The following is a 20,632-nucleotide window of genomic DNA, read 5'->3' as shown; positions in this document are numbered from 1 at the left end:
TTTACCCTTCCTGCGCCGCCAGCGGCAGCGCAAACGCGAACACCGTGCCGTACGGCTCCCTGCGGCGCGCGCTCAGCTTCCCGCAGTGACGCTCGATGATGCTGGCGCTGATGGTCAGCCCCATCCCCATCCCCTGCGCCTTGGTGGAGTAGAACGAGTCAAAAATCTGCTCCAGCCGCTCGGGCTCAATGCCGCTCCCGGTATCGGCGATCTCGACGATCACCTTCCCGTCCGCGTTGGCGGTGCTGAGGGTAATGGTGCTGGCGCGATCCTTCACCTCGGCCATCGCCTCTACCGCATTCATCACCAGGTTCAACAGCACCTGCTGGATCTGCACGCTATCGCCGGTGATAAAGCTGTTCTGCGCCTGTAACAGATAATCAACGCTAATGTGTCTCTGCTCCAGCTCGCTGCGGGAGAGCGTGATGATATGGTGGATCAGGTAGTGCATGTCGATGCGCGAGAAGGTGGGATCCTGCTTGCGCGTCAGGGACTGGATGCTGCGAATGATCTCCCCCGCCCGCGCGCCTTCCGCGGCGATCTCCTCCAGCCCCTCACGCACTTTATCCAGCCGGGCGGGCTCGCGGTTGAGCCAGCGCAGGCTCGCCCCGGCGTTCGAGACGATCGACATCAGCGGCTGGTTGATCTCATGGGCGATGGAGGAGGTCAGCTGCCCGACGGTGGTGGCTCGGGAAACCCGCGCCAGATCCGCCTGCGCGACCCGCATGGCATCCTCCGCCGCGCGCTGGCCGGTGATATCGGTGATGATGCCGTAATACTCGTTCACCTCGCTGCCCACGCCCACCGGATCGCCAATCCCGAGGATGTAGCGCGTTGAGCCGTCGGTACGCTTAACGCGAAACTCCGCGCGCATGGAGAGCCCGTCGCGCACGCTTTGGGTGACGATGGCGCTGATGCGGGCGTAATCGTCCTCATGGACGAAGGTCAAAAACTCCGCCATGGAGATCGTCTTTTGCTGCCCGGGCAGGCCGAGAATGCGGGCGTATTCTTCCGAGACAAACATCAGATCCTGCTCCAGCTCCCAGCGCCAGCTGCCGGTGTGGCTGATCTGCTCGCCGAGCATCAGCGAGGTCTGGCTGGATCGCAGCTCTTTCTCCACCCGTCGGCGCTGGATGTTCTCCGCCAGCAGCTCGGCGTACAGCCGCGCCGTCTCCAGGGATACCGCGGCCTGGGCGCCCAGCAGGCTCACCACGCGCGAGTGCTCGGCGGTGAAGACCTCCGGCATCAGGCGGTTTTCGAGGTAGAGCACGCCCACCAGCCGCGCCTGTTTGAACATCGGGACGCACATGACCGCCGCCCCCGAGGTCACCAGATAAGGGTCCTGGCTGAAGGGATGGAACTCCTCCGGCCTGCCGGTGCGGATCTCCTGCCCGGTGCGGATCACCGCCGCCAGCACCGACAGCGGCAGGTCGGTCGCCGTCGGCACGTCTTTCAGGATCCGCACCCGCACGCCCTCGGTGCTGGTCCAGGCGCTGGCCTCAATCTCCGGGATGAGGCTCTCGCTCACGCGCAGCAGCAGGCCGCGCTGCGCCCCGGCGCGTTCGAGCAGGATGGTCATCAGGTTTTCGATTAAGCGCTCAAGGTTAATCTCTTCCGACAGCGCGCGGGAGGCTTTGATGACGCTCTGGAGATCGCGGATCGTCTCATTCTGGGCGAACGCCACCGTGTCGTAGGCGCTGGCCTGCCCGGAGGCCAGCAGGTGCGGGAAATCCTGCTCCAGCTGGCGCACCTTGGCCTGCGCGCCCGCGCGGCCCCAGGCGGCAATCGAGCCGCGGAAGTGGGCGTCTGAGGCGGTCGGGTAACCGCAGGACAGCGCAAAGCGGCCCGCCAGCTCGTGGGCCAGAGCGTTGATCGGGTTAAAGCCGCCCTCGCGGGAGAGCCGGACCGCCTTCTCATACTGCTCGAGCGCAATGCTGTTCATTCCGTCCAGACGCACGATTTCGGCGTAAATCAGCGCCTCTTTATCCGCGAACGTGCCGGGATTAACGCGCGCCCAGAGGGCGATTTTGTCGTAGTGGGCGTGAATGCTGCGGCGGTGATTCGCCGAGAAGGTCTCCGGCGTCAGCTGACGGGAGAGCGCGAGGGCGCTGTAGAGATGGTAATCCAGCAGATGGATGTGGCCCGGCGCAGACCACGCGTACCAGCCCGCCATCTCGAGATCCGCCTGCGCGTCGGCATATTCGCCGCAGGTAAAGTGCGCCATGCCGCGATACAGCCAGTACCAGAACAGCATGGTGGAGTTCTTCTCCGGCGCCTGCTCCGGCGACGCGGGAAGCAGCGCCTCCGGCAGCACCTGCGACGCGCTCCAGGTGCCGATGACCGGCGTGCGCAGAAACTCAACGTAGCCGCGCTGGACCATCAAAATGGTCTCCACGTCCTGGAAGTGGGTTTTACGCACGAACGCCAGGCCGCGATCGATGCTGGTCAGCACCCCGTCCAGGTGATCGCCCCGCGAGAGGAAGTTAATCACCTGGTGGCAGGCCGCAAAGCAGGCCATCGTCATATCCCCGTGGGTCACCGCCGAGGTGAAGCAGGCCTTCGCGCACTCGATGGTAAACGATAAAGGCTGGGTCCAGACGCTGAGCTGGTCGAGCGGCAGCAGGGTTTTGGCTTCAAAGGCGTCGTAGCCGTGGCGATTGACCAGCTCGCGGGCCAGCGTGCCGTACTGAAACCCGAGGCGATACTCGGCGTAGCGGTGGCCAATCAGCACGCCAAACCAGGCCATCGCCGTGGTGGAGGCGCCGGTAATGCCGTGGTCGAGAGTCAGGTGCATCATGCGGCAGAGCAGCAAAAAGTGCAGTCGCGGGCAGATGAAGCTGGCGCAAATGCTGGCGCTGTAGAGCAGGTTCAACACCGCTTCGGTTTCCGGGTTGTCCATCCGCGACAGCTGGGCAAACAGGGTTTGCGGCGCGTCACCCGCGCGGTTACAGAAGTGTTCCCAGGCCTCGTCGCAGTCGGCATCTTCCGGATAGCGGCTAATCTGGATCCCGAAAATCCCCAGCCAGCAGAGCGCCGCCTCCAGCGCCAGACGGCTGTCCGACTGGCGAATGTACACCTCCACCAGCAGGTTGGCCGCCAGCGCCTTTTCGGTCAGCCCGCCGGGGCAGCCGAGAATGGCGTCGCACAGCTCGCGGGTGCGCTCCAGGTGCCCCAGCGCAAACTCGCAGCCCGCCTCTTCGATATCGAGCATAAAGTCCGACACCGTCCCGGCGTTGCCCAGCGCTCTGGCGGTCTGGATATAGCCGAGCGCCGAAGGATAATCCCCCGAGCGCTTCGCGCGTCGCGCGGCCAGCAGGCTCAGCTCGCGGAACATCTCGCGCTGCGGGGCGGGCTGGATGCTGTCCAGCGCGGCCGTGACGTGGTGAACGGCGCGGAACAGCAGCTCGTTCCCCGCCGCCTGACGCGCGGCGTCGGCCAGCAGGCTGGCGGTGGTCAGGTGAATATGGCTTCTCTCATGCCGATCCAGCAGCGCAAAGGCGGCCTCCTGCACCCGGTCATGGGTGAAGGCATACTTTTTTTCCGCCAGCACGATGAGCTGGGCCATCACCGCCGGGTGCAGCGCATAGCGCATTTCCGCCATCGACATGCCGACCACGCGGCAGATCATCTCCATCTCGCCCGTGCCGCCGAGGCAGGCGATGCTGCCCAGCAGGCGGCGCGTCTCGTCGGGAAGTTCTTCAAGCTGCTCCAGCACCAGGGTGACGAGGTTTTCGGTGTAGTGCCTGGCGCGGATCGCCTGCAGATCGTAGTGCCACTTGTCCTGATATTTGTTGTGCACCACCAGGCCGTCATCCACGATGCGGCGGAAAAACTCGTGCACAAAGAGCGGGTTGCCGCCCGTCTTCTCGTGGATCAGCGTGGCGAGGTCGGTCGTCGCCGCGCTGCGGGTGCGAAATACCGTCGCCAGCCAGCGCGCCACCGCTTTCACGGAAAGCGCCTGCGGGACAATCTCGCTCGCGTTTTGCGCCGCTTCCGGCAGGCCCGCAAGCAGCGCCTGCAGGGCGGCGTCGGGCACGGCGCTGATATCCCGGTGGGCCGCGACCACCAGCAGCGGAACAGCGCCGCAGTTCATCAGCAGATATTTGAGCGTGTGCAGGCTGGCGGCGTCGCTCCACTGGAGATCGTCGAGCACCAGTACCAGCGGGCAACCCTGCGAGGCAAAGGTTTTTACCAGCGCCAGCACCATATGGCTGAAGCGCGCCCGGGCATCTATGGAAAACGTATCGGCCGAGAAGCGCGGCTTGCTCTCAAGCAGCAGGCCCAGCTCGGGCACGAGGCTGACGGCCAGCGCCTCGTGCCCCTCCAGGGCGCGAGACAGGCGGATTTTCCACTTCGCCACCTCGTCTGCGGGCAGCCCCAGCAGGTGCAGCGTCAGGGTGCGGAACGCGGAACTTAATACGCCGTAGGGCAGCGATGGCGAAAACTGGTCGACTTTGCCCACCGCCAGCAGCACCGTGCGCTGCTGCAGCGTTTTGAGCGCCGTCGCGATGATCGAAGATTTGCCGCTCCCCGACGGCCCGCCGATCGTCACCAGCTCCGGCATCAGGCTCTGCCCCACCCGCTCAAACGCCGCAATAACGTCATTCGCCTGCGGATGCGTCGCGAAGAGGGAGTCCGCCAGATGGATCGCCGGGGTGCGGTCCTGCTGGCCGGGGGTAAAGGCGACGATCTCGCCCTCGCAGGTCAGCGTCGCCTGGCAGCGGCGGAGGTCGGCAATCAGCCCGTCGACCGTCTGGTAGCGGTTATCGGGGTGCTTTTCCAGCAGCTTGAGGATGATGGTCGACAGCATTCCCGGCACGTCCGGGCGGATCGCGTCCGGGGCCAGCGGCGCGGAGGCAATATGATAGTGCGCCCAGTTGGCCCGATCGTCCTCCCCCAGCTCAAACGGCAGGCGTCCGGTCAGAAGTTCGTACAGCACCATGCCGAGGCTGTAGAGATCGCTGCGGCCGTCGACGGGGCGCTGGGTCCGGGTGGTGTGCTCCGGCGACATATACGCGGGCGTACCGCCTGAAACGGCAAGCCGGGTCTGGGTGATGGCATCGGAGAGACTGCTGGAAAGGCCAAAGCTCCCCAGACGGCAGGTGGCATCGTGATGAACAAAAATCGTGCCGGGCTTGATATCGCCGTGGATCAGGTTTTGTAGATGCATCTGGCGCAGGGGAACGCAGATCTGGATCGCCATCTCGATAAAGCGCGTGATGCCCGAGATCGCCCTGCCCGCGCGCCGCGCCAGCAGCTCAAACGCAAACGGGGCGTACACCAGCGCGAAGCGCCCCCGATACTGGGTGGACGCGACGGCGCGAATGGCCCAGCTGTCCTGCAGCGCGTCGCGCAGCGCAAACTCGTTTTTAAGCAGCCGGGTGGCCCGCTCTTCCTCTTCGTCGCTGACCGCGGTGGCGATAATGAACGAGCCGCCGGAATGAGGATGTCGCGCGTGCATCCAGGCGATTCCGCCCTCCTGCGCCAGCACGGTAAAAATCACATCCTCTTTAAGGACAAAAACCCGCCCCTGGTGAAGATTCCCCTGGGCGGGCCAGAATGCAGGCTGCTCGTGTTCGTTCATCCGCGATCCTTATTGTCGGCGGGCCATCTCCCGCTGAATATGATCCAGCAGAATATCGATGTTAATAGGCTTACGCAAAAATGCAGCGGCGCCCAGATCAAGAGCGTACCGCTGCATATTTTCATCAGCATGACCGGAGATAAAGAGCACGGGCGGAGGCGGTACCGCCAGCAGCCGCAGCTTTTCAAACAGCTCCAGGCCGCTCATGCCCCGCAGCTTGATGTCGGTGATCACCAGCGCCGCGCCGGACAGGGCGAAAGGATGGCTCAGAAACACCTCTGCCGAATCAAACGTATCGGCGGCATAGCCTTCCGACTCCAGGAGATTACTCAGCCCGCTGCGGACGGATCGTTCGTCATCAATGATGGCAATGCGCCACGGCAGCGTCATGCTCTCTTTCCTCTCACAAATCATTAAACGTCTCGATCGTCCTTCGCGGGCGCAGGGGGCGCCGTGCCGCTGATTTTCGGCACGCATTCGTGACGAAACCAGGCGAGGGTAAGCGGTTCGCGACTCAGTAAACGCCGTCCCACCGGGATGAGCTGTTCGCCCACCAGCATGCCAAACAGGCCAAGCAGGGCGACAACCGGCGGCGCCGGGGAATGCACGTCGAGCAGGGCGTAAATTACCCCAGCAACCACGCCGCACACCAGCGAAATTATCCATGCTTTCATGACGATGCTCCCGTCTGCGATTTGACCTGCGGAACGGTCACCGGAGGCGGCGGCGCGCCGTCACGGGATAACAGATGTCGCGTCGCCTGTTCACCCGCCAGCATCCCCAGCAGGCCAATCAGCGCCAGCGCGGGCGGCGCGGGGGAGCGCACCTTCAGCACGGCATACATCAGGCCAATCAACACGCCTGCCGCAAGGGATATCAGCCCAGTACTCATTGTGAACTCCAGAGAAAGAGGCAGCGGCGAGCCGGATGAGGGACCAGCCCGCCAGCGGAACTTAGCGTGCCGGGACCGGCGCTAAGGTGCGGTGCTCGCTCTTCTGGCGAGACGGCGCTTTGTGCACCATGGTGTAGGCGTAATCGACGCCCATGCCGTACGCGCCGGAGTGCTCGCGCACGATATCCATCACCGCGGTGTAGGTCTCTTTACGCGCCCAGTCGCGCTGCCACTCCAGCATCACCTGCTGCCAGGTCACCGGGATCACGCCCGCCTGGATCATGCGCTGCATCGCGTAGTCGTGGGCTTCTTTGGAGGTGCCGCCGGACGCGTCCGCCACCATATAAATTTCGTAGTCGCCTTCCAGCATCGCGCACAGGGCAAAGCTGTTGTTGCACACTTCGGTCCACAGGCCGGCAACCACCACCTTCTTCTTGCCGTTGGCCTGCAGCGCGTCGCGCACCTTCTGGTCGTCCCAGGAGTTCATGGAGGTACGCTCCAGAATGTCCTGGCCCGGGAACACGTCCAGCAGCTCCGGATAGGTGTTACCGGAGAAGCTTTCGGTCTCAACGGTGGTGATGATGGTCGGGATGTTGAACACTTTGGCCGCTTTCGCCAGCGCCACGGTGTTGTTTTTCAGCACCTGGCGGTCAATCGACTGCACGCCAAACGCCATCTGAGGCTGGTGATCGATAAAGATTACCTGACAGTTCGCAGGGGTTAACACTTCGAGCTTTGAAGAGGTCATAGCATTTTCCAGTGGTTAAGGGTGAAATCGCCGCGAGCGCCGCGACGATAAAATCACCCTCATCCTGCGGTTTTCCGTCCTTGGGCGTAATTATCTCTTCGTATAGTTAACCTTAGGTATAGTTATACTTTGGTATACCTATCCTATTGTATAACTGGATCTTTGCCGAAACCGGTTCCCATAATCCTGACCATTCCCCTCTCAGTCAGGAGCAGTTTATGGTTACCCTTGGTAAAGCCGATCTCATTCTGGTTAACGGCCAGTTTCACACCGTCGATCGCGAGAACCCCGTCGCGGAAGCCGTTGCCGTGCGCGACGGAAAATTTCTGGAAGTGGGTACCGTCGCCGAGGTGATGCAACACCACTGCGAAGGCACCAAAGTGGTCGACCTAAAAGGCCACACCGCCATCCCCGGCCTGAACGACTCGCACCTGCACCTGATCCGCGGCGGGCTGAACTACAACCTCGAGCTGCGCTGGGAAGGCGTGCCGTCGCTGGCCGACGCCCTGCGGATGCTGAAAGAGCAGGCCCTGCGCACGCCGTCGCCCCAGTGGGTGCGCGTGGTGGGCGGCTGGACCGAGTTCCAGTTTGCCGAGCGCCGCATGCCGACCCTCGACGAGATCAACGACGCCGCGCCGGACACCCCGGTCTTCATCCTGCACCTGTACGACCGCGCCCTGCTCAACCGCGCCGCACTGAAGGTGGTCGGCTACACCAAAGACACGCCAAACCCGCCGGGCGGGGAGATCCAGCGCGACGCCAACGGCAACCCGACCGGGATGCTGATCGCCCGTCCAAACGCCATGATCCTCTACGCCACGCTCGCCAAAGGGCCGAAGCTGCCGCTGGAGCAGCAGGTCAACTCCACGCGCCAGTTCATGCGCGAGCTGAACCGTCTGGGGCTGACCAGCGCCATCGACGCGGGCGGCGGCTTCCAGAACTACCCGGAAGATTACGAGGTGATTGCCGAGCTGCACGAGAAAAAGCAGATGACCATCCGCATCGCCTACAACCTGTTTACCCAGCGTCCGGGCCACGAGCTGGAAGACTTTGAAAAATGGACCGACATGCTCACGCCGGGCCAGGGCAGCGACTTCTTCCGCCACAACGGCGCGGGCGAGATGCTGGTCTTCTCCGCCGCCGATTTTGAAGACTTCCTCGAACCGCGCCCGGACCTCGCGCCGGGCATGGAGGACGAGCTGGAGCGCGTGGTGCGCCATCTGGTGGAGCACCGCTGGCCGTTCCGCCTGCACGCCACCTATAACGAATCCATCAGCCGCATGCTGGACGTTTTCGAGAAGGTGAACCGCGACATTCCGTTCAACGGCCTGCACTGGTTCTTCGACCATGCGGAAACCGTTACCCAGGCCAACATCGACCGCATCAAAGCGCTCGGCGGCGGCATTGCCGTGCAGCACCGCATGGCCTTCCAGGGCGAGTACTTTGCCGAGCGCTACGGCCTCGAAGCCACCCGCCACACGCCGCCGGTGGCGAAAATGCTCGAGACCGGCGTGCCGGTGGGCTTAGGAACGGACGCCACCCGCGTGGCGAGCTACAACCCGTGGACCGCGCTCTACTGGCTGGTCTCCGGCCGCACCGTCGGCGGGATGCAGATGTACGACCACAGCGCCCGTCTGGACCGCGATACCGCCCTGATGCTCTGGACCCAGGGCAGCGCGTGGTTCTCCAGCGAGCAGAACCAGAAGGGGCAGATCAAGGTCGGCCAGCTCGCCGATCTGGCGGTGCTGAGCAAAGACTACTTCCGCGTGCCGGAAGAGGAGATCAAGGGCATCGAGTCCGTCCTGACGGTGGTCAACGGCGACATCGTCTACGCCGCAGGCAGCTTTGGCCCGCTCGCGCCGCCGGCCATTCCGGTTCTTCCCGAGTGGTCCCCGGTGGTGAAGGTGCCGGGCCACTACCGCAGCGCGCCGCCGCAGGCCGCACGCGTCGGGATGAGCGCCATCCATCACTGCAGCGGCCCGTGCGGGGTTCACAGCCACCAGCATGATTTTGCCCGCACGTCAGAGATGCCGGTGTCCGACGATAACGCTTTCTGGGGGGCGCTGGGCTGCAGCTGCTTTGCATTCTGATGAAAAACACCTTTGCTCTGCCCCGGGTCGACCTGGGGCTGTTTTTCCTGCGCCTCACCGGCAGCCTGCTGCTGCTGTACGTGCACGGCCTGCCGAAGGTGCTGCACTTCAGCGAAGAGCTGACGCGCATTGAAGATCCGTTCGGCTTCGGGCCTTACGCCAGCCTGATCCCGGCGATTGTCGCCGAGGTGGTCTGCCCGCTGTTTATCATTGCGGGCGTGTACACCCGCCTGGCGTGCCTGCCGATTATCGCCGTGCTGCTGGTGGCGATGCTGGCGGTCCACCCGAACTGGTCGATTGCCGAAGGGCAGTTTGGCTGGCTGCTGCTGATTATCTTCACCACCCTCGCCCTCACCGGGCCGGGCCAGTGGCGGCTGCAGCGTAAGACAGCGGAGAGGTTCGCATGACCCAGGTTAACGACGTTCGCGACGCACACGTCGAGACGACGCCCGCACCGACGGTTTCGCCCTGGCAGCCGCTGAGCCAGCCGGTGTTCCGCATGCTGTGGATCGCCACGGTGGTCTCTAACGTCGGCTCATGGATGAGCGACGTCGGCATCAACTGGAGCATGCTGACCCTGAGCGCCGACCCGCTGGATATCGCGCTGGTGCAGGCGGCCAGCAGCCTGCCGATGTTCCTCTTCGCCCTGCCGTCCGGGGTGATGGCGGACATCGTCGACCGACGTAAATACCTGCTCTTCTCCCAGCTGTGGGTGTTCATCGCCGCCGCTGGGCTGACGGTGCACTCCTTCACCGGACACGTCACCCCCACCGTGCTGCTGGTGGCGACGTTTCTGCTGAGCGTGGGCGCGGCGATGAGCTCGCCGCCGTTTCAGGCCGTGGTGCCCGATCTGGTGAGCAAGCCGGAGCTGGGCGCCGCCGTGGCGCTGAACTCGCTCGGGGTGAACATCAGCCGGGCAATTGGCCCCGCGCTGGGCGGTTTCCTGCTGTCGCTCGCCGGGCCGTGGATGGTGTTTGCCCTGAACGCGCTGTCCGTGGTCGGCGTGGCGTGGGTGCTGTTGCGCTGGCGTCCGGCGCCGTCCATTCAGCGTCTGCCGCCGGAGCACTTCTTCTCCGCGGTACGCTCCGGGATTCGCTACGTGCACGCCGCGCCGGTGCTGCGCAACGTGCTGGTGCGCACCGTGGCCTTCTTCGTTTTCGGCAGCGCGGGCTGGGCGCTGCTGCCGCTGGTGGCGCGCCGCGAGCTGGGCTTAGGCCCGGCGGGCTACGGCGTGATGCTGGCGTGCATTGGCCTGGGGGCGATTGCCGGGGCCATTCTGCTGCCGCGCCTGCGCCAGCGGCTCGACGCCGACCGCCTGATGGTGGCCGCCAGCCTGACCTTTGCCCTCACCATGCTGGCGCTGGCGTTCGTGCGCCACGTCTGGCTGCTCAACCTGTTTGAGTTCTTCACCGGCTTCGCGTGGATTGCGGTGCTTTCAACGCTGAACCTCGGCGCGCAGCGCAGCGCCGCCCGCTGGGTGAAGGCCCGCGCGCTGGCGGTGTACCTGACGGTGTTCTTCGGCTCGATGACCGCGGGCAGCGCCATCTGGGGGCAGATCGCTTCCCGCTTCGGCACCCCGACCTCGCTGGTGGTCGCCACGCTGGGGATGGTGCTGGCGAGCGCGACGGTGTTCCGCTGGAAGCTGGGGAAAGATCCGGATCTGAACCTCGACCTGAGCGGCCAGCCGCTGGACGGCGTGGAGATCGATCTGCCCAACGAGCGCGGCCCGGTGCTTGTATCGCACGAGTACATCATCGACCCGAACAACACCAAGGCCTTCCTGGAAGCCGTACACGAGCTGCGCCGGGTGCGCCGCCGCGCCGGGGCGATGAGCTGGGCGGTGTACGAGGATATCGAGCGCCCCGGCCTGTTTATCGAGACCTTCCTGATGGGCTCGTGGATCGAGCATCTGCGCCAGCAGGAGCGCCACACCATGAATGACCTCCTGCTGCAGAGCCGCGTTCTGGCTTTTCATCAGGGCACAACATCACCGGCAATTCGCTACCTGGTCGCGCCGGTATAACCCTAACCATCACCTGCACAGGAACACACTATGGCAACGTTTAAGGCAAAAGACGGCACGCAGATTTACTACAAGGACGGCGGCGCGGGCAAACCGGTTCTCTTCAGCCACGGCTGGCCGCTGGACGGCGACATGTGGGACAGCCAGCTGAACTACCTGGCCGAGCGCGGCTTCCGCGCCATCGCCTTTGACCGTCGCGGCTTTGGCCGCTCGGATCAGCCGTGGAACGGCTACGACTACGACACCTTTGCGTCCGACATCAACGACCTGATTACCACGCTGGATCTGCGCGACGTGACGCTGGTGGGCTTCTCGATGGGCGGCGGCGACGTAACCCGCTACATTAACAACTACGGCAGCGCGCGCGTGGCCGGCCTGGCGCTGCTGGGCGCGGTGACGCCAATCTTCGGCAAATCCGACTCCTTCCCGCAGGGTGTGGATCAGAGCGTGTTCGACGGCATTCGCGACGGACTGCGTAAAGATCGCGCCCAGTTCATCAGCGACTTCGCGACGCCGTTCTACGGCATCAACGCCGGACAGACCGTTTCCGCCGGAGCCCTGACCCAGACGCTGAACATCGCCCTGCTGGCGTCGCTGAAGGGCACCATCGACTGCGTGACCGCGTTCGGCGAAACGGACTTCCGCCCGGATATGGCGAAAATCGACGTGCCGACGCTGGTGATCCACGGCAGCAACGACCAGATCGTACCGTTTGAAAGCACCGGCAAGCTGGCGGCGGAGATGATCAAAAACGCCACGCTGAAGGTGTACGACAACGCGCCGCACGGCTTCGCGCTGACCCACCAGGACCAGCTCAACGAAGATCTGCTGGCGTTTGTGAAGTCGCTGTAATTTTTTCCAGGCCGGGTAAGGCGCAGCCGCCACCCGGCGCTTTCGCTCCGCCAGCGGCACGTAACCAGTGATCGCTGAGACAGGACCTGCAGGCTGAAGGTGCGCGCCTCAAGCCTCGTCTGAGGTAAACACCATACCCGCGTAGGGCTTCTCCCGACACGCCGCCAGCCGCGCGGCGAGGCTGCCCACGTGCAGCTCCAGCTTGTGCCCGTCCGGGTCGAGAAAATAGAACGACGCCCCCTCGCTTTTGTTCTGCTTCCAGACGGTGACGCCCGCCTGCTCCAGCCTTTGCGAGAACGGTTCAAAATCCGCTTCCGCCACGGTAAACGCGTAGTGGGTGTAGTCGCTCTCCTGCGGCGGCACGTACTCGCGAGCCTCATCGTACGACAGGCAGACCCACAGGTCGCCACAGGTGAGATAGGCCCCGGTATTCCAGCGGGCGTGCAGCGTCAGCCCCAGCAGCTCGTGCCAGAAGGTGACGCTTTTTTGCAGGTCGCTGACCGCGAGGGTCAGATGGTTGAGAGATTGCAGCATGACGTGCCCTTTTGTTTTTCTCGCCGGACGTGATACGGTAAAAGCATGAACATAAACCACGCCGTGCTCACCGTAAACCGCTGGTGGCTGCCTTCTTAAAGGCGGCACGGAGTAGTTTTCCCCATTTTCAGATAGCCGCCGAAAGGCGGCTTTCTCACATCTAAGACCCCTTTCGGCATTACAACGTTAAGGAGTCTTTATGAACACGCAAACCATCCTCACCGGCGACCGCCCAACCGGCCCGCTGCATCTTGGCCACTTCGTCGGATCGCTGCGCCAGCGCGTGGCGCTCCAGCAGACGCACAGCCAGTTTGTGCTGATTGCCGACCTGCAGGGGCTGACCGACAACGGCAGCAACCCGCAGAAGATCCGCGACAACATCCCCGAAGTGCTGGCCGACTACCTCGCCGCCGGCATCGACCCGAACCTGACCACGATCTGCCTGCAGTCCGCCCTGCCCGCCCTCGCCGAGCTGACGATGCTGTATATGAACATCGTTACCGTCGCCCGCGTGGAGCGTAATCCGACGGTGAAAAACGAGATTGCGCAGAAGGGCTTCGCCCGCTCGCTGCCGGTCGGGTTTATGGCCTACCCCATCAGCCAGGCGGCGGACATCACCGCGTTCAAGGCCGAGTGCGTGCCCGTCGGCGACGACCAGCTGCCGATGATTGAGCAGACCAACGAGATTGTGCACAAGATGAACAGCCTGCTGCCCGCTCCGGTGCTGCGCCACTGCAAGGCGATGCTGAGCGACACCAGCCGCCTGCCCGGCATCGACGGCAGCGCCAAGATGTCGAAATCGCTGGGCAACACGCTGCACCTTTCGGCCAGTGAAGAGACGATCCATCGTGCGGTCAGCGCCATGTACACCGACCCGAACCACCTGAAGGTGAGCGACCCGGGGCAGATTGAGGGGAACGTGGTGTTTACTTATCTCGACGCGTTTCATCCGGACAAGGACAAAGTGGCGGCAATGAAGGCGCGCTATCAGGCAGGCGGGCTGGGTGACCGGGTTTGCAAGAACGAGCTGGAGGGGTGCCTGCAGGAGCTGATTGCGCCGATGCGGGAGCGGAGGGCGATGTATATGCGTGATAAGGGAGAGCTGATGGCGATGCTGAAGCGCGGGACGGAACGGGCGCAGGGGGTGACGCAGGCGACGTTGAGGGAGGTGAAGGTTGGGCTGGGGGTGCCGGTGTTTTGATAAAGTGAGTTGATTGAGATTGAGCGGTGGAGTGCGTGGGATAGGCATGAAGCCGCGTATTATCTCATTTAGATAATATTAATGCCGTTAATAATTCTTAATCTATCGTTTAGATAAAATAAATTGCTTTAATCGCATAAATATCACATTGATATTATCCTTTATAATACAATTAAAGGGATACTATGGCTGATGTAGAAGATATAGCCCGAAGGTTATGCAACATAATCGCTTCTCCTGATACAGTTACTGGGCTTATAAATGGAGGGCTATCTGTACCGTTAGATTATGGATATCTGGTTTATGGTATCTTTGACACGGATACAAGATATGCTCGTGAAACTCAAAGAATACGAATGTTCACTGCCATAAAAAACGACATCTTGAATTATGAGAATATAGTCAACGCTGTAAAAATCATATTTAAAGAATTCAATAGATATTTAACTGAAGCGGAGCAGGATAAATTATACAGAACTGTAACAACTTCAATTGCAGGTAGAATATCAACAAATATTATTGCATCAACTATCGCGAAACATGTTATTGAAAGAACGTCTTTTACGTTTGTTGTTTTTAAAGGGAAAGGCAACCCAATCACGGCACTGAGCACACTCCTTTTGTTTGGGGGAATGGCTGAACGATCAATTAGAACATCTGACAGACTCAAATCAGATGCACCGGAGGTATATGAACTTCTGAGACACAGAGACTATGACCTACTTTATTTTCTGTTCGCTGATGCCGTCCAACCCTTTGTAGATGCTATCCATGCAGGTTATTCAGAAGGAAAGCCTGTATTTAATCAAATCATGAAAAAAGTTAATGAAAAACTAAATACACACACTACGGCAGGTGTGTATGAATAAGTTTATCATCCCAATTATAAACCTGCTTCTTTGCTCATATTTAGTATTAGCCTATATCCTTTGCTGGGTTGAGTTCGAAACCTGGCATGATAAAACAATCGCCTTTTGCATCATTACCATAAGCGCTTACATTATTTCATTAGTAATGAATAAATTACTGCCAGGAAAGATACATATTTTTGGCGGGTTCCTGGATGTGTTATCAGGCCCCTTACTGATCATCGGTGCATTTGCTTGTATAGCTGTCCTTGAACCATGGCCGCTGAAAATTATTGGCTTGTTCATATGGGTCGTGGCGATGTTGCACCTACCTTCTTTTGTAAAAAAAGATGAGGAATAATCATGTCAAATCCAGCATATCTTTGGTTAACCGATGCTAATGGCTCACCAGTCCCAGGAAGTTCCATGGTGTCCGGTAGGTTAGGCGCTATTGAATTAAAGGCGGTCGCTCATCACCTCACCATTCCTGTGAGTGGAAATACAGGCCGACTAACAGGTACCCGTGTACATACACCGATTGCCGTTCAGAAAGAGTTTGATAAAACAACACCAGTTCTCATTAGGGCACTGTGTGAAAACCAAACGCTAAAATCGGCTACGATCAAAATGTATCAAATTGATGATGCAGGAATCGAGAGAGAATATTTCAACATTATTCTGGAGAATGTAAAAATCACGGGTATCACGCCCAATCTGTTCCCGGGTTCTGGAACAGGAACACATACAGAGACGATCGAGCTAAGATATGAGGCAATCACCTGGAAACACTGTGACGGAAATATAGTTTACAGAGATGCCTGGAATCATATGGCGATAGCCTGAACCGACTTTAACATTTCTCGGGCCGAGGTAACGTTGTGCCTGCCGGTCCGACCAAGCGGAGCACCGCCGGGAAGCGCTAGCGATGATTTCTACCGCTTTAAAGGAGAGCATCATTATGGAACCCACTCTCTCTCAAGTCATTGAGGTTGTTCGAAACTCCTCAGGTGAGCATCGTAAACCTATCGATAGCAATACGTTGATTGAGGCCGATTTGCATATTTGCGGTATCGACGGGGAAGACCTACTGGAAGACTGCGAAGAAGCGTTTGGCGTTCAGCTTGCTACGGAAGAAGATGGCTACAGGAAAACGTTCTCTCTCGCGGAGAATGAGTATCTGTTTACGGGTGAAGGCATAGACTTTTTTGGCATCTGTCGATTTAGCCGCTGGGTACGTGGCCTACCTATAAATTATCATGTCTTAACATGGAAGCAACCTATCTCAAAAACAATAAAAATTGAGATAGTTTTAAGTGATGATCTATACTATCTCAAATTCATCAAATTTTGAGATAGCGACATGGCAATCAAAAGACCACCGGTACTTATTCCATTTTCCCAACTCACCGGAGTGGTTCTGGAACTCCACCAGCACTATAGTCATATCACAGATGATTAAGATTGTTATCTTCCACTTGCCGAATTAAAATGGAATACTTTGACGCAACCCAATACATGTACTACGCCTCCTTGTTGTCATATTCTGGCCGAAGCACCAATTTCTACAAACCTTCATTCTACGACATTTATTATATAAATACTTGCTTATACATTCCGCGGTGTATATTTAAATTTAATAAAGTTATTTATTTACTTGCTTTATAAGAAATTAAATTTAAAATGATGATATCAAATATTAATTTCAAAATAATTGAGAGATAGCCCATGAATAATATAACACCCATACTTATAAAAAAAAGAATAATGAAACCCCATAAATCATCAATCTCTCCTGAACTGTGTGCGCGAAACGTATTGACGTCAAGTCATTGGGATTTTGTGGAACTATGGTTAAAAAGAAATGAAAAAGACGAAGCTTTATTTTATTGGAATCAAGCAAGAATATTTAATCAAGCATCATTAGGATTACCTAGCCTCTCCGCACCTTTATTACATTATTACTCATTTATGAATGCTGCAAAAGCATTACTTTCGTCAAAAGGAATATCCTTTTCTTCTCATCATGGGGTATGTAAAGCAAGAGGCGATTCATATACAAACACCGATTTATCAACAATCGGTGTGCATATTAAAAACTCTGGAATTACACCGTCAATTTCAGATTATTTCTGCGATGAGGATACAGAAATAAAATATAGTCTTCGTGATCTTTTTTATAACCTGCCTTATATTCATCGAACATATTGCTTAACATATCAAATAGAAAATGATATGTTTATACCTATAAAAAACGCTCAATTTGTTCGAGACGCCCCATCTGGAAATGCTTTTTTCATTGCGACATTATCTAAAGATTTTTCATATGACGGCATTGCAGAACAATTACCTGATCATTTTCAGTTATATGGAAGCAATGAAAATAGAGAATTTAATATTAGATCATCCGACTCAATAGAATGTACATTCTCTGAATGCACAAATTCTATAGAATTAGATACTCTGTCACATTTTCATAAGCGCATTAGAAAGGATTTATTCTATATAAACGGAACTGAGACACTTTGGTATATTAAAGGCACAGCCAGTATGAACCAGCAAATAAAACGCTCACCTATAACCATTACTTTAGCGGCAATGCACTGCTTAAGTGAATTGAGTAGGTATAATCCATTAAAATTAATGGAAATTTTAAATGGGGAGGAAAACTGGATTCTTGCTGAATTCATACAGCAATCTCCCACACAATTTATCGATGAGATATCTTCAGAAATCACTGGTCATCAATTTTTAATACCTAACGTAAGGTCTGCAAAATAATGAATATATATATAGCCTGCGCTTTGACTCATGTGCCTAGAGAACTATTTACAGAGTATTGCAATTGGATACATTATATAGCTCAGGCATTATCCCCAAACCATAATGTTCAATATGCTTTACTAAACAGTGATCCTCAGTTAGCAGCAAAACCAGAAAGTAACAAATCTCGTCTTTGCTATATTTGGGATAGAGAAATGGTTGAAAATGCCGAACTAGTAATTGCAGAAAGCAGTTTCCCATCGACAGGTCTAGGTATTGAACTTCAGATTGCGGAACATAAAAACATACCTATCATTTTGTGTTATAAAGATTATGTAATTAATAGATCTAAAACTGTTAAATATGAGAACCCCGATCACTCATCTCATCAGTTACAAGTTGGTGAAGGATATATTTCACATATGGCCTTAGGACTACCTAACGTTTTAGAAACAATATTTTGTGAAGATATCGATAAAACCTGCAAAAAAATAATAACATTAGTAGATGTATTGAATCGTAATTAGAAAAAACTTTATTTTATAAAATTAATCTAATATATCCGTTATGAGCGAAATCCTTAGTTCGCTCATAATGTTTTATAACTCCATCCGCTTTCATTAAGTTAGTCGAGAAATCATTAGTTTCATTATAAATTAGCTACTTAGAATAACCACGACCTAAAACCAATGAATTGACACATCAGAATCATCTATCATACATTTCCTTATCGCTCATTCGAGTAATCAACCAGGCATAATGAATTCATTACCACCCGATATTATCAAAGGGTTGTTAAAGTACTTTCCAATCACAACCTATTTTGTTACATTATAACAAAATATGAGGTAATCATGAAAACGACTCTGTATAAAGATTTCACATTCGAAGCCGCACACCGGTTGCCTAACGTCCCTGATGGGCATAAGTGCGGACGCTTACACGGGCACTCATTCGTTGTTCGCCTTGAGATCACCGGAGAGGTGGATAAGCACACTGGTTGGATTATTGATTTCGCTGAACTGAAAGCTATCTTCAAACCGACTCTGGATCGCCTGGATCACTATTATCTAAACGATATTCCTGGCCTTGAGAACCCAACAAGCGAAGTACTGGCTCAATGGATCTGGAATCAGATTAAGCCACAATTATCAATTCTAAGTGCAGTCGTGGTGAAAGAGACATGTACTGCAGGATGCATTTATCGCGGTGAATAGTAGACAAGGAATAGCAGGTGCTATTCCTTGCTAAATCAGGCCAACTCGCGAATAAAGGCTGCAACCATACTTGAGGCTCCCTTGCCCGCAGGATAAATAATATCCTTGCGACAACTAGCCACCGCATAAAATGCCTGATGCTTTGAGCTGCTACTAGCAAAGATAAAATAGTCCGCTTTTCTGGCGGCATTCATCAATGCATCAGTGGCAACATGATCATTGTTGAGCTCAATTGACAGTTCCGGATACAGTTTTATCAAAGCGTCTTTACCACGCCGAGCCGCGCTTTCCGTGAGACTGTAAATCACCAGTTTTTTCCCGCTGAGATCGCGATGTAACGGAGAAGCCACACCTGCTGGCGTGTTTTCTGTCGGGAAAGTATTGCCTGCATTCTGCCCTAGATAAAGCCGTTCAACCATGCGCGCCAGAAGTTGCATACTGGTATCCAGTCGCTCCCAGCGACGCACCAACATCTCCTGGATGTTAACCCAATACTGTAATCTACGAGCATCATCACCACACACACGATCGAACAAAATCTCTGCGATATCAAGCGCATATTCCAGCGTTTGTGATGATTCATTTTTCGCACACAGCATCTCGATGGCTTCAAGAGCGTCGTGATATTCCTTATGGCTGAAGGTACCAGAGAGTAGTGCATCGAGGATAATACCACCTAAGCGGACATCCTCTACTGAACTAACCCCCTCTAGAGCAAGCAGCATCAACCATTCAGACCATAAAGAAGACGAGACGTTGATGTCATACTCAATGAGCCATTGCAGCATGTTCGGTATCAAGAAGCGTAAAATTGCTTACCCATGGAGATACCAACCAGATCGGCTCTGGTTGCAGAATCAATCCCACCAACTGGGCACTAAGCACCTCTCTCAGGACTCTCTGCCCAGTTGCACCATGGAGGAAAATCTGGCGCTGGTTGGCTTTCATCATCATTGCACCATCTCCGCCAGTTCAATACGCAAAATCAGCTTATCTTGCTCACGTCTCGCTTCTCCCAATCGCGGATACCGGCGACGGCTGGAAACTGGCACAGCGAATGTTTCAGGAGTCAGGGCTGGCCCTGCGCTGTAATGATGACAGTTTTATCTGGACCTGCGAGGTTCGGGTTCCACAAAAGAAAAGTAGTCAGTTGAAAGGGTTTCTGATGGAGGATCCTGGGCTGGTGCTTGGAGAGAAAGTGCCGGTGAATAATCCGTGGCTGAAGCTGGTACCCGCTCAGGAATAACCATGATGCCCTCATAGGGTCTTCGCTGCTCCTTGCAAAACTGTATGCACAACGGCCAAAAACGCAATAACACCAGAGCGAGCGTAATAATTATTTCGTATTATTTAATTTCCGAGGATTAAATTAGGTTAGCAGTACGAATAAATATTAATAACACCACTAGCTAATCAAATGATATTGATAGAAAAATCCAGCCCAGACACGCCAGAATCTTTGTATCTTATCGAAATGTTATCCGCGACGCTGGCTGAGATTACTGGCGATAGCGGAAAGACTAACTTTAACGTCGATACCATGAAATCTGATCGAGCGCTGTGGGTAGTGGCAAAAGATGAAAATGGCGAGGCTATCGGTTGCGGGGCGATCCGGCCAATATCTGAAGATATTGCTGAATTGAAAAGAATGTTTTCCGTCAATAAAGCATCCGGAACAGGTACAGCATTGCTCCGGTATCTTGAAGGTGAAGCAAAGTCGCTTGGATATAACGAAATCAGGCTAGAAACCCGTAAAGTTAATACCCGCGCAGTTGCTTTTTATGTAAAGCATAACTATCAACGCATCGCTAACTATGGCCCGTATGTGGGTAAAGATAAGGCTGTTTGCTTCTCAAAGCACTTATCTCTCTAGGAGATTTGAA

At 56.1% G+C, this 20,632-nt stretch carries 21 protein-coding genes; 14 read left to right on the top strand and 7 right to left on the bottom strand.

Annotated elements, in window-relative coordinates:
- Position 1: 1 nt before the first annotated feature.
- From NI40_RS02710 to NI40_RS02690, 5 genes are all read right to left on the bottom strand, one after another.
- Positions 2–5,584: a trifunctional serine/threonine-protein kinase/ATP-binding protein/sensor histidine kinase gene (locus NI40_RS02710; RefSeq protein WP_039260951.1), complete on the bottom strand. Its 5,583-nt coding sequence runs from the start codon at positions 5,582–5,584 to the stop codon at positions 2–4.
- 9 nt (positions 5,585–5,593) lie between these two features.
- Entirely contained in the window at positions 5,594–5,974 is a 381-nt protein-coding gene (locus NI40_RS02705; protein ID WP_033144522.1) for a response regulator transcription factor, read from the bottom strand.
- 23 nt (positions 5,975–5,997) lie between these two features.
- Positions 5,998–6,258, bottom strand: coding sequence for a XapX domain-containing protein (locus tag NI40_RS02700; RefSeq protein ID WP_010427264.1), 261 nt, complete (start codon positions 6,256–6,258; stop codon positions 5,998–6,000).
- Positions 6,255–6,476 carry a DUF1427 family protein gene (locus NI40_RS02695; RefSeq protein ID WP_039260948.1) on the bottom strand — a complete coding sequence of 74 codons (222 nt, stop codon included), beginning with the start codon at positions 6,474–6,476 and terminating at the stop codon, positions 6,255–6,257. The genes NI40_RS02700 and NI40_RS02695 overlap by 4 nt, the downstream gene beginning before the upstream one ends.
- Positions 6,477–6,537: 61 nt before the next feature.
- Positions 6,538–7,224: a hydrolase gene (locus NI40_RS02690; protein WP_023334356.1), complete on the bottom strand. Its 687-nt coding sequence runs from the start codon at positions 7,222–7,224 to the stop codon at positions 6,538–6,540.
- Positions 7,225–7,442: 218 nt separating this feature from the next.
- Here NI40_RS02690 and NI40_RS02685 point away from each other — a divergent pair, with 218 nt between their 5' ends.
- Genes NI40_RS02685 through NI40_RS02670 form a run of 4 tightly spaced genes read left to right on the top strand, consistent with a single transcriptional unit; the run spans position 7,443 to position 12,189 of the window.
- A complete protein-coding gene (locus NI40_RS02685) occupies positions 7,443–9,314 on the top strand; it encodes an amidohydrolase (protein WP_039260946.1) in 1,872 nt (623 codons plus the stop codon).
- Complete coding sequence (locus tag NI40_RS02680) at positions 9,314–9,721, top strand: DoxX family protein (RefSeq protein ID WP_039260945.1); 408 nt, start codon at positions 9,314–9,316, stop codon at positions 9,719–9,721. Before NI40_RS02685 ends, NI40_RS02680 begins: the two co-directional genes overlap by 1 nt.
- Positions 9,718–11,337 (top strand): MFS transporter, encoded by a 1,620-nt coding sequence (locus NI40_RS02675; protein ID WP_039260944.1) that lies wholly within the window; start codon positions 9,718–9,720, stop codon positions 11,335–11,337. Before NI40_RS02680 ends, NI40_RS02675 begins: the two co-directional genes overlap by 4 nt.
- A 30-nt stretch (positions 11,338–11,367) precedes the next feature.
- The gene (locus NI40_RS02670) at positions 11,368–12,189 is read left to right on the top strand and encodes an alpha/beta fold hydrolase (protein WP_032660966.1); all 822 of its coding nucleotides are present in this window, start codon (positions 11,368–11,370) and stop codon (positions 12,187–12,189) included.
- A gap of 108 nt (positions 12,190–12,297) precedes the next feature.
- On the opposite strand, the gene fosA is transcribed toward NI40_RS02670, so the two are convergent.
- Positions 12,298–12,723: a FosA/FosA2 family fosfomycin resistance glutathione transferase gene (fosA, locus tag NI40_RS02665; RefSeq protein WP_039260943.1), complete on the bottom strand. Its 426-nt coding sequence runs from the start codon at positions 12,721–12,723 to the stop codon at positions 12,298–12,300.
- 199 nt (positions 12,724–12,922) lie between these two features.
- On the opposite strand from fosA, the gene trpS reads away from it, so the two are divergent.
- The 8 genes from trpS to queD all read left to right on the top strand — a co-directional run bounded on the left by trpS (position 12,923) and on the right by queD (position 18,749).
- Positions 12,923–13,924 carry a tryptophan--tRNA ligase gene (gene trpS / locus NI40_RS02660; RefSeq protein ID WP_039260941.1) on the top strand — a complete coding sequence of 334 codons (1,002 nt, stop codon included), beginning with the start codon at positions 12,923–12,925 and terminating at the stop codon, positions 13,922–13,924.
- Between the two features lie 185 nt (positions 13,925–14,109).
- Positions 14,110–14,793: a hypothetical protein gene (locus NI40_RS02655; RefSeq protein ID WP_039260939.1), complete on the top strand. Its 684-nt coding sequence runs from the start codon at positions 14,110–14,112 to the stop codon at positions 14,791–14,793.
- A complete protein-coding gene (locus NI40_RS02650; RefSeq protein ID WP_039260938.1) occupies positions 14,786–15,133 on the top strand; it encodes a hypothetical protein in 348 nt (115 codons plus the stop codon). The genes NI40_RS02655 and NI40_RS02650 overlap by 8 nt, the downstream gene beginning before the upstream one ends.
- 2 nt (positions 15,134–15,135) lie before the next feature.
- Positions 15,136–15,615 (top strand): Hcp family type VI secretion system effector, encoded by a 480-nt coding sequence (locus NI40_RS02645; RefSeq protein ID WP_039260936.1) that lies wholly within the window; start codon positions 15,136–15,138, stop codon positions 15,613–15,615.
- Between the two features lie 115 nt (positions 15,616–15,730).
- Positions 15,731–16,123, top strand: coding sequence for a hypothetical protein (locus tag NI40_RS02640; RefSeq protein WP_236918795.1), 393 nt, complete (start codon positions 15,731–15,733; stop codon positions 16,121–16,123).
- A 374-nt stretch (positions 16,124–16,497) separates the two neighbouring features.
- Entirely contained in the window at positions 16,498–17,550 is a 1,053-nt protein-coding gene (locus NI40_RS22380) for a YaaC family protein (protein WP_080338175.1), read from the top strand.
- Entirely contained in the window at positions 17,550–18,059 is a 510-nt protein-coding gene (locus tag NI40_RS23765) for a hypothetical protein (protein ID WP_053286717.1), read from the top strand. The genes NI40_RS22380 and NI40_RS23765 overlap by 1 nt, the downstream gene beginning before the upstream one ends.
- 327 nt (positions 18,060–18,386) lie before the next feature.
- Positions 18,387–18,749 carry a 6-carboxytetrahydropterin synthase QueD gene (queD, locus tag NI40_RS02635; protein WP_039264279.1) on the top strand — a complete coding sequence of 121 codons (363 nt, stop codon included), beginning with the start codon at positions 18,387–18,389 and terminating at the stop codon, positions 18,747–18,749.
- A 35-nt stretch (positions 18,750–18,784) separates the two neighbouring features.
- Here the strand turns inward: queD and NI40_RS24250 are convergent, their stop codons facing one another.
- Positions 18,785–19,537 carry a hypothetical protein gene (locus NI40_RS24250; RefSeq protein WP_236918794.1) on the bottom strand — a complete coding sequence of 251 codons (753 nt, stop codon included), beginning with the start codon at positions 19,535–19,537 and terminating at the stop codon, positions 18,785–18,787.
- Between the two features lie 230 nt (positions 19,538–19,767).
- On the opposite strand from NI40_RS24250, the gene NI40_RS02620 reads away from it, so the two are divergent.
- On the top strand, positions 19,768–19,995 hold the full coding sequence (locus tag NI40_RS02620) for a conjugal transfer nickase/helicase domain-containing protein (RefSeq protein WP_420315073.1): 228 nt from the start codon (positions 19,768–19,770) through the stop codon (positions 19,993–19,995).
- Positions 19,996–20,166: 171 nt separating this feature from the next.
- Entirely contained in the window at positions 20,167–20,622 is a 456-nt protein-coding gene (locus NI40_RS02615) for a GNAT family N-acetyltransferase (protein ID WP_031590919.1), read from the top strand.
- Positions 20,623–20,632 lie beyond the last annotated feature (10 nt).

Source organism: Enterobacter sp. E20 (genome assembly GCF_000801755.2).
In the GTDB taxonomy this organism is placed as follows: domain Bacteria; phylum Pseudomonadota; class Gammaproteobacteria; order Enterobacterales; family Enterobacteriaceae; genus Enterobacter; species Enterobacter asburiae_B.
This window is presented reverse-complemented; position numbering and strand designations above follow the sequence as displayed.

What these genes read in the sequence shown, in the direction of transcription:
- NI40_RS02710 (WP_039260951.1), bottom strand. Translation starts at nt 5,584, where the DNA reads ATGAACGAACACGAGCAGCCTGCATTCTGGCCCGCCCAGGGGAATCTT.
- NI40_RS02705 (WP_033144522.1), bottom strand. Translation starts at nt 5,974, where the DNA reads ATGACGCTGCCGTGGCGCATTGCCATCATTGATGACGAACGATCCGTC.
- NI40_RS02700 (WP_010427264.1), bottom strand. Translation starts at nt 6,258, where the DNA reads ATGAAAGCATGGATAATTTCGCTGGTGTGCGGCGTGGTTGCTGGGGTA.
- NI40_RS02695 (WP_039260948.1), bottom strand. Translation starts at nt 6,476, where the DNA reads ATGAGTACTGGGCTGATATCCCTTGCGGCAGGCGTGTTGATTGGCCTG.
- NI40_RS02690 (WP_023334356.1), bottom strand. Translation starts at nt 7,224, where the DNA reads ATGACCTCTTCAAAGCTCGAAGTGTTAACCCCTGCGAACTGTCAGGTA.
- NI40_RS02685 (WP_039260946.1), top strand. Translation starts at nt 7,443, where the DNA reads ATGGTTACCCTTGGTAAAGCCGATCTCATTCTGGTTAACGGCCAGTTT.
- NI40_RS02680 (WP_039260945.1), top strand. Translation starts at nt 9,314, where the DNA reads ATGAAAAACACCTTTGCTCTGCCCCGGGTCGACCTGGGGCTGTTTTTC.
- NI40_RS02675 (WP_039260944.1), top strand. Translation starts at nt 9,718, where the DNA reads ATGACCCAGGTTAACGACGTTCGCGACGCACACGTCGAGACGACGCCC.
- NI40_RS02670 (WP_032660966.1), top strand. Translation starts at nt 11,368, where the DNA reads ATGGCAACGTTTAAGGCAAAAGACGGCACGCAGATTTACTACAAGGAC.
- fosA (WP_039260943.1), bottom strand. Translation starts at nt 12,723, where the DNA reads ATGCTGCAATCTCTCAACCATCTGACCCTCGCGGTCAGCGACCTGCAA.
- trpS (WP_039260941.1), top strand. Translation starts at nt 12,923, where the DNA reads ATGAACACGCAAACCATCCTCACCGGCGACCGCCCAACCGGCCCGCTG.
- NI40_RS02655 (WP_039260939.1), top strand. Translation starts at nt 14,110, where the DNA reads ATGGCTGATGTAGAAGATATAGCCCGAAGGTTATGCAACATAATCGCT.
- NI40_RS02650 (WP_039260938.1), top strand. Translation starts at nt 14,786, where the DNA reads ATGAATAAGTTTATCATCCCAATTATAAACCTGCTTCTTTGCTCATAT.
- NI40_RS02645 (WP_039260936.1), top strand. Translation starts at nt 15,136, where the DNA reads ATGTCAAATCCAGCATATCTTTGGTTAACCGATGCTAATGGCTCACCA.
- NI40_RS02640 (WP_236918795.1), top strand. Translation starts at nt 15,731, where the DNA reads ATGGAACCCACTCTCTCTCAAGTCATTGAGGTTGTTCGAAACTCCTCA.
- NI40_RS22380 (WP_080338175.1), top strand. Translation starts at nt 16,498, where the DNA reads ATGAATAATATAACACCCATACTTATAAAAAAAAGAATAATGAAACCC.
- NI40_RS23765 (WP_053286717.1), top strand. Translation starts at nt 17,550, where the DNA reads ATGAATATATATATAGCCTGCGCTTTGACTCATGTGCCTAGAGAACTA.
- queD (WP_039264279.1), top strand. Translation starts at nt 18,387, where the DNA reads ATGAAAACGACTCTGTATAAAGATTTCACATTCGAAGCCGCACACCGG.
- NI40_RS24250 (WP_236918794.1), bottom strand. Translation starts at nt 19,537, where the DNA reads ATGCTGCAATGGCTCATTGAGTATGACATCAACGTCTCGTCTTCTTTA.
- NI40_RS02615 (WP_031590919.1), top strand. Translation starts at nt 20,167, where the DNA reads ATGATATTGATAGAAAAATCCAGCCCAGACACGCCAGAATCTTTGTAT.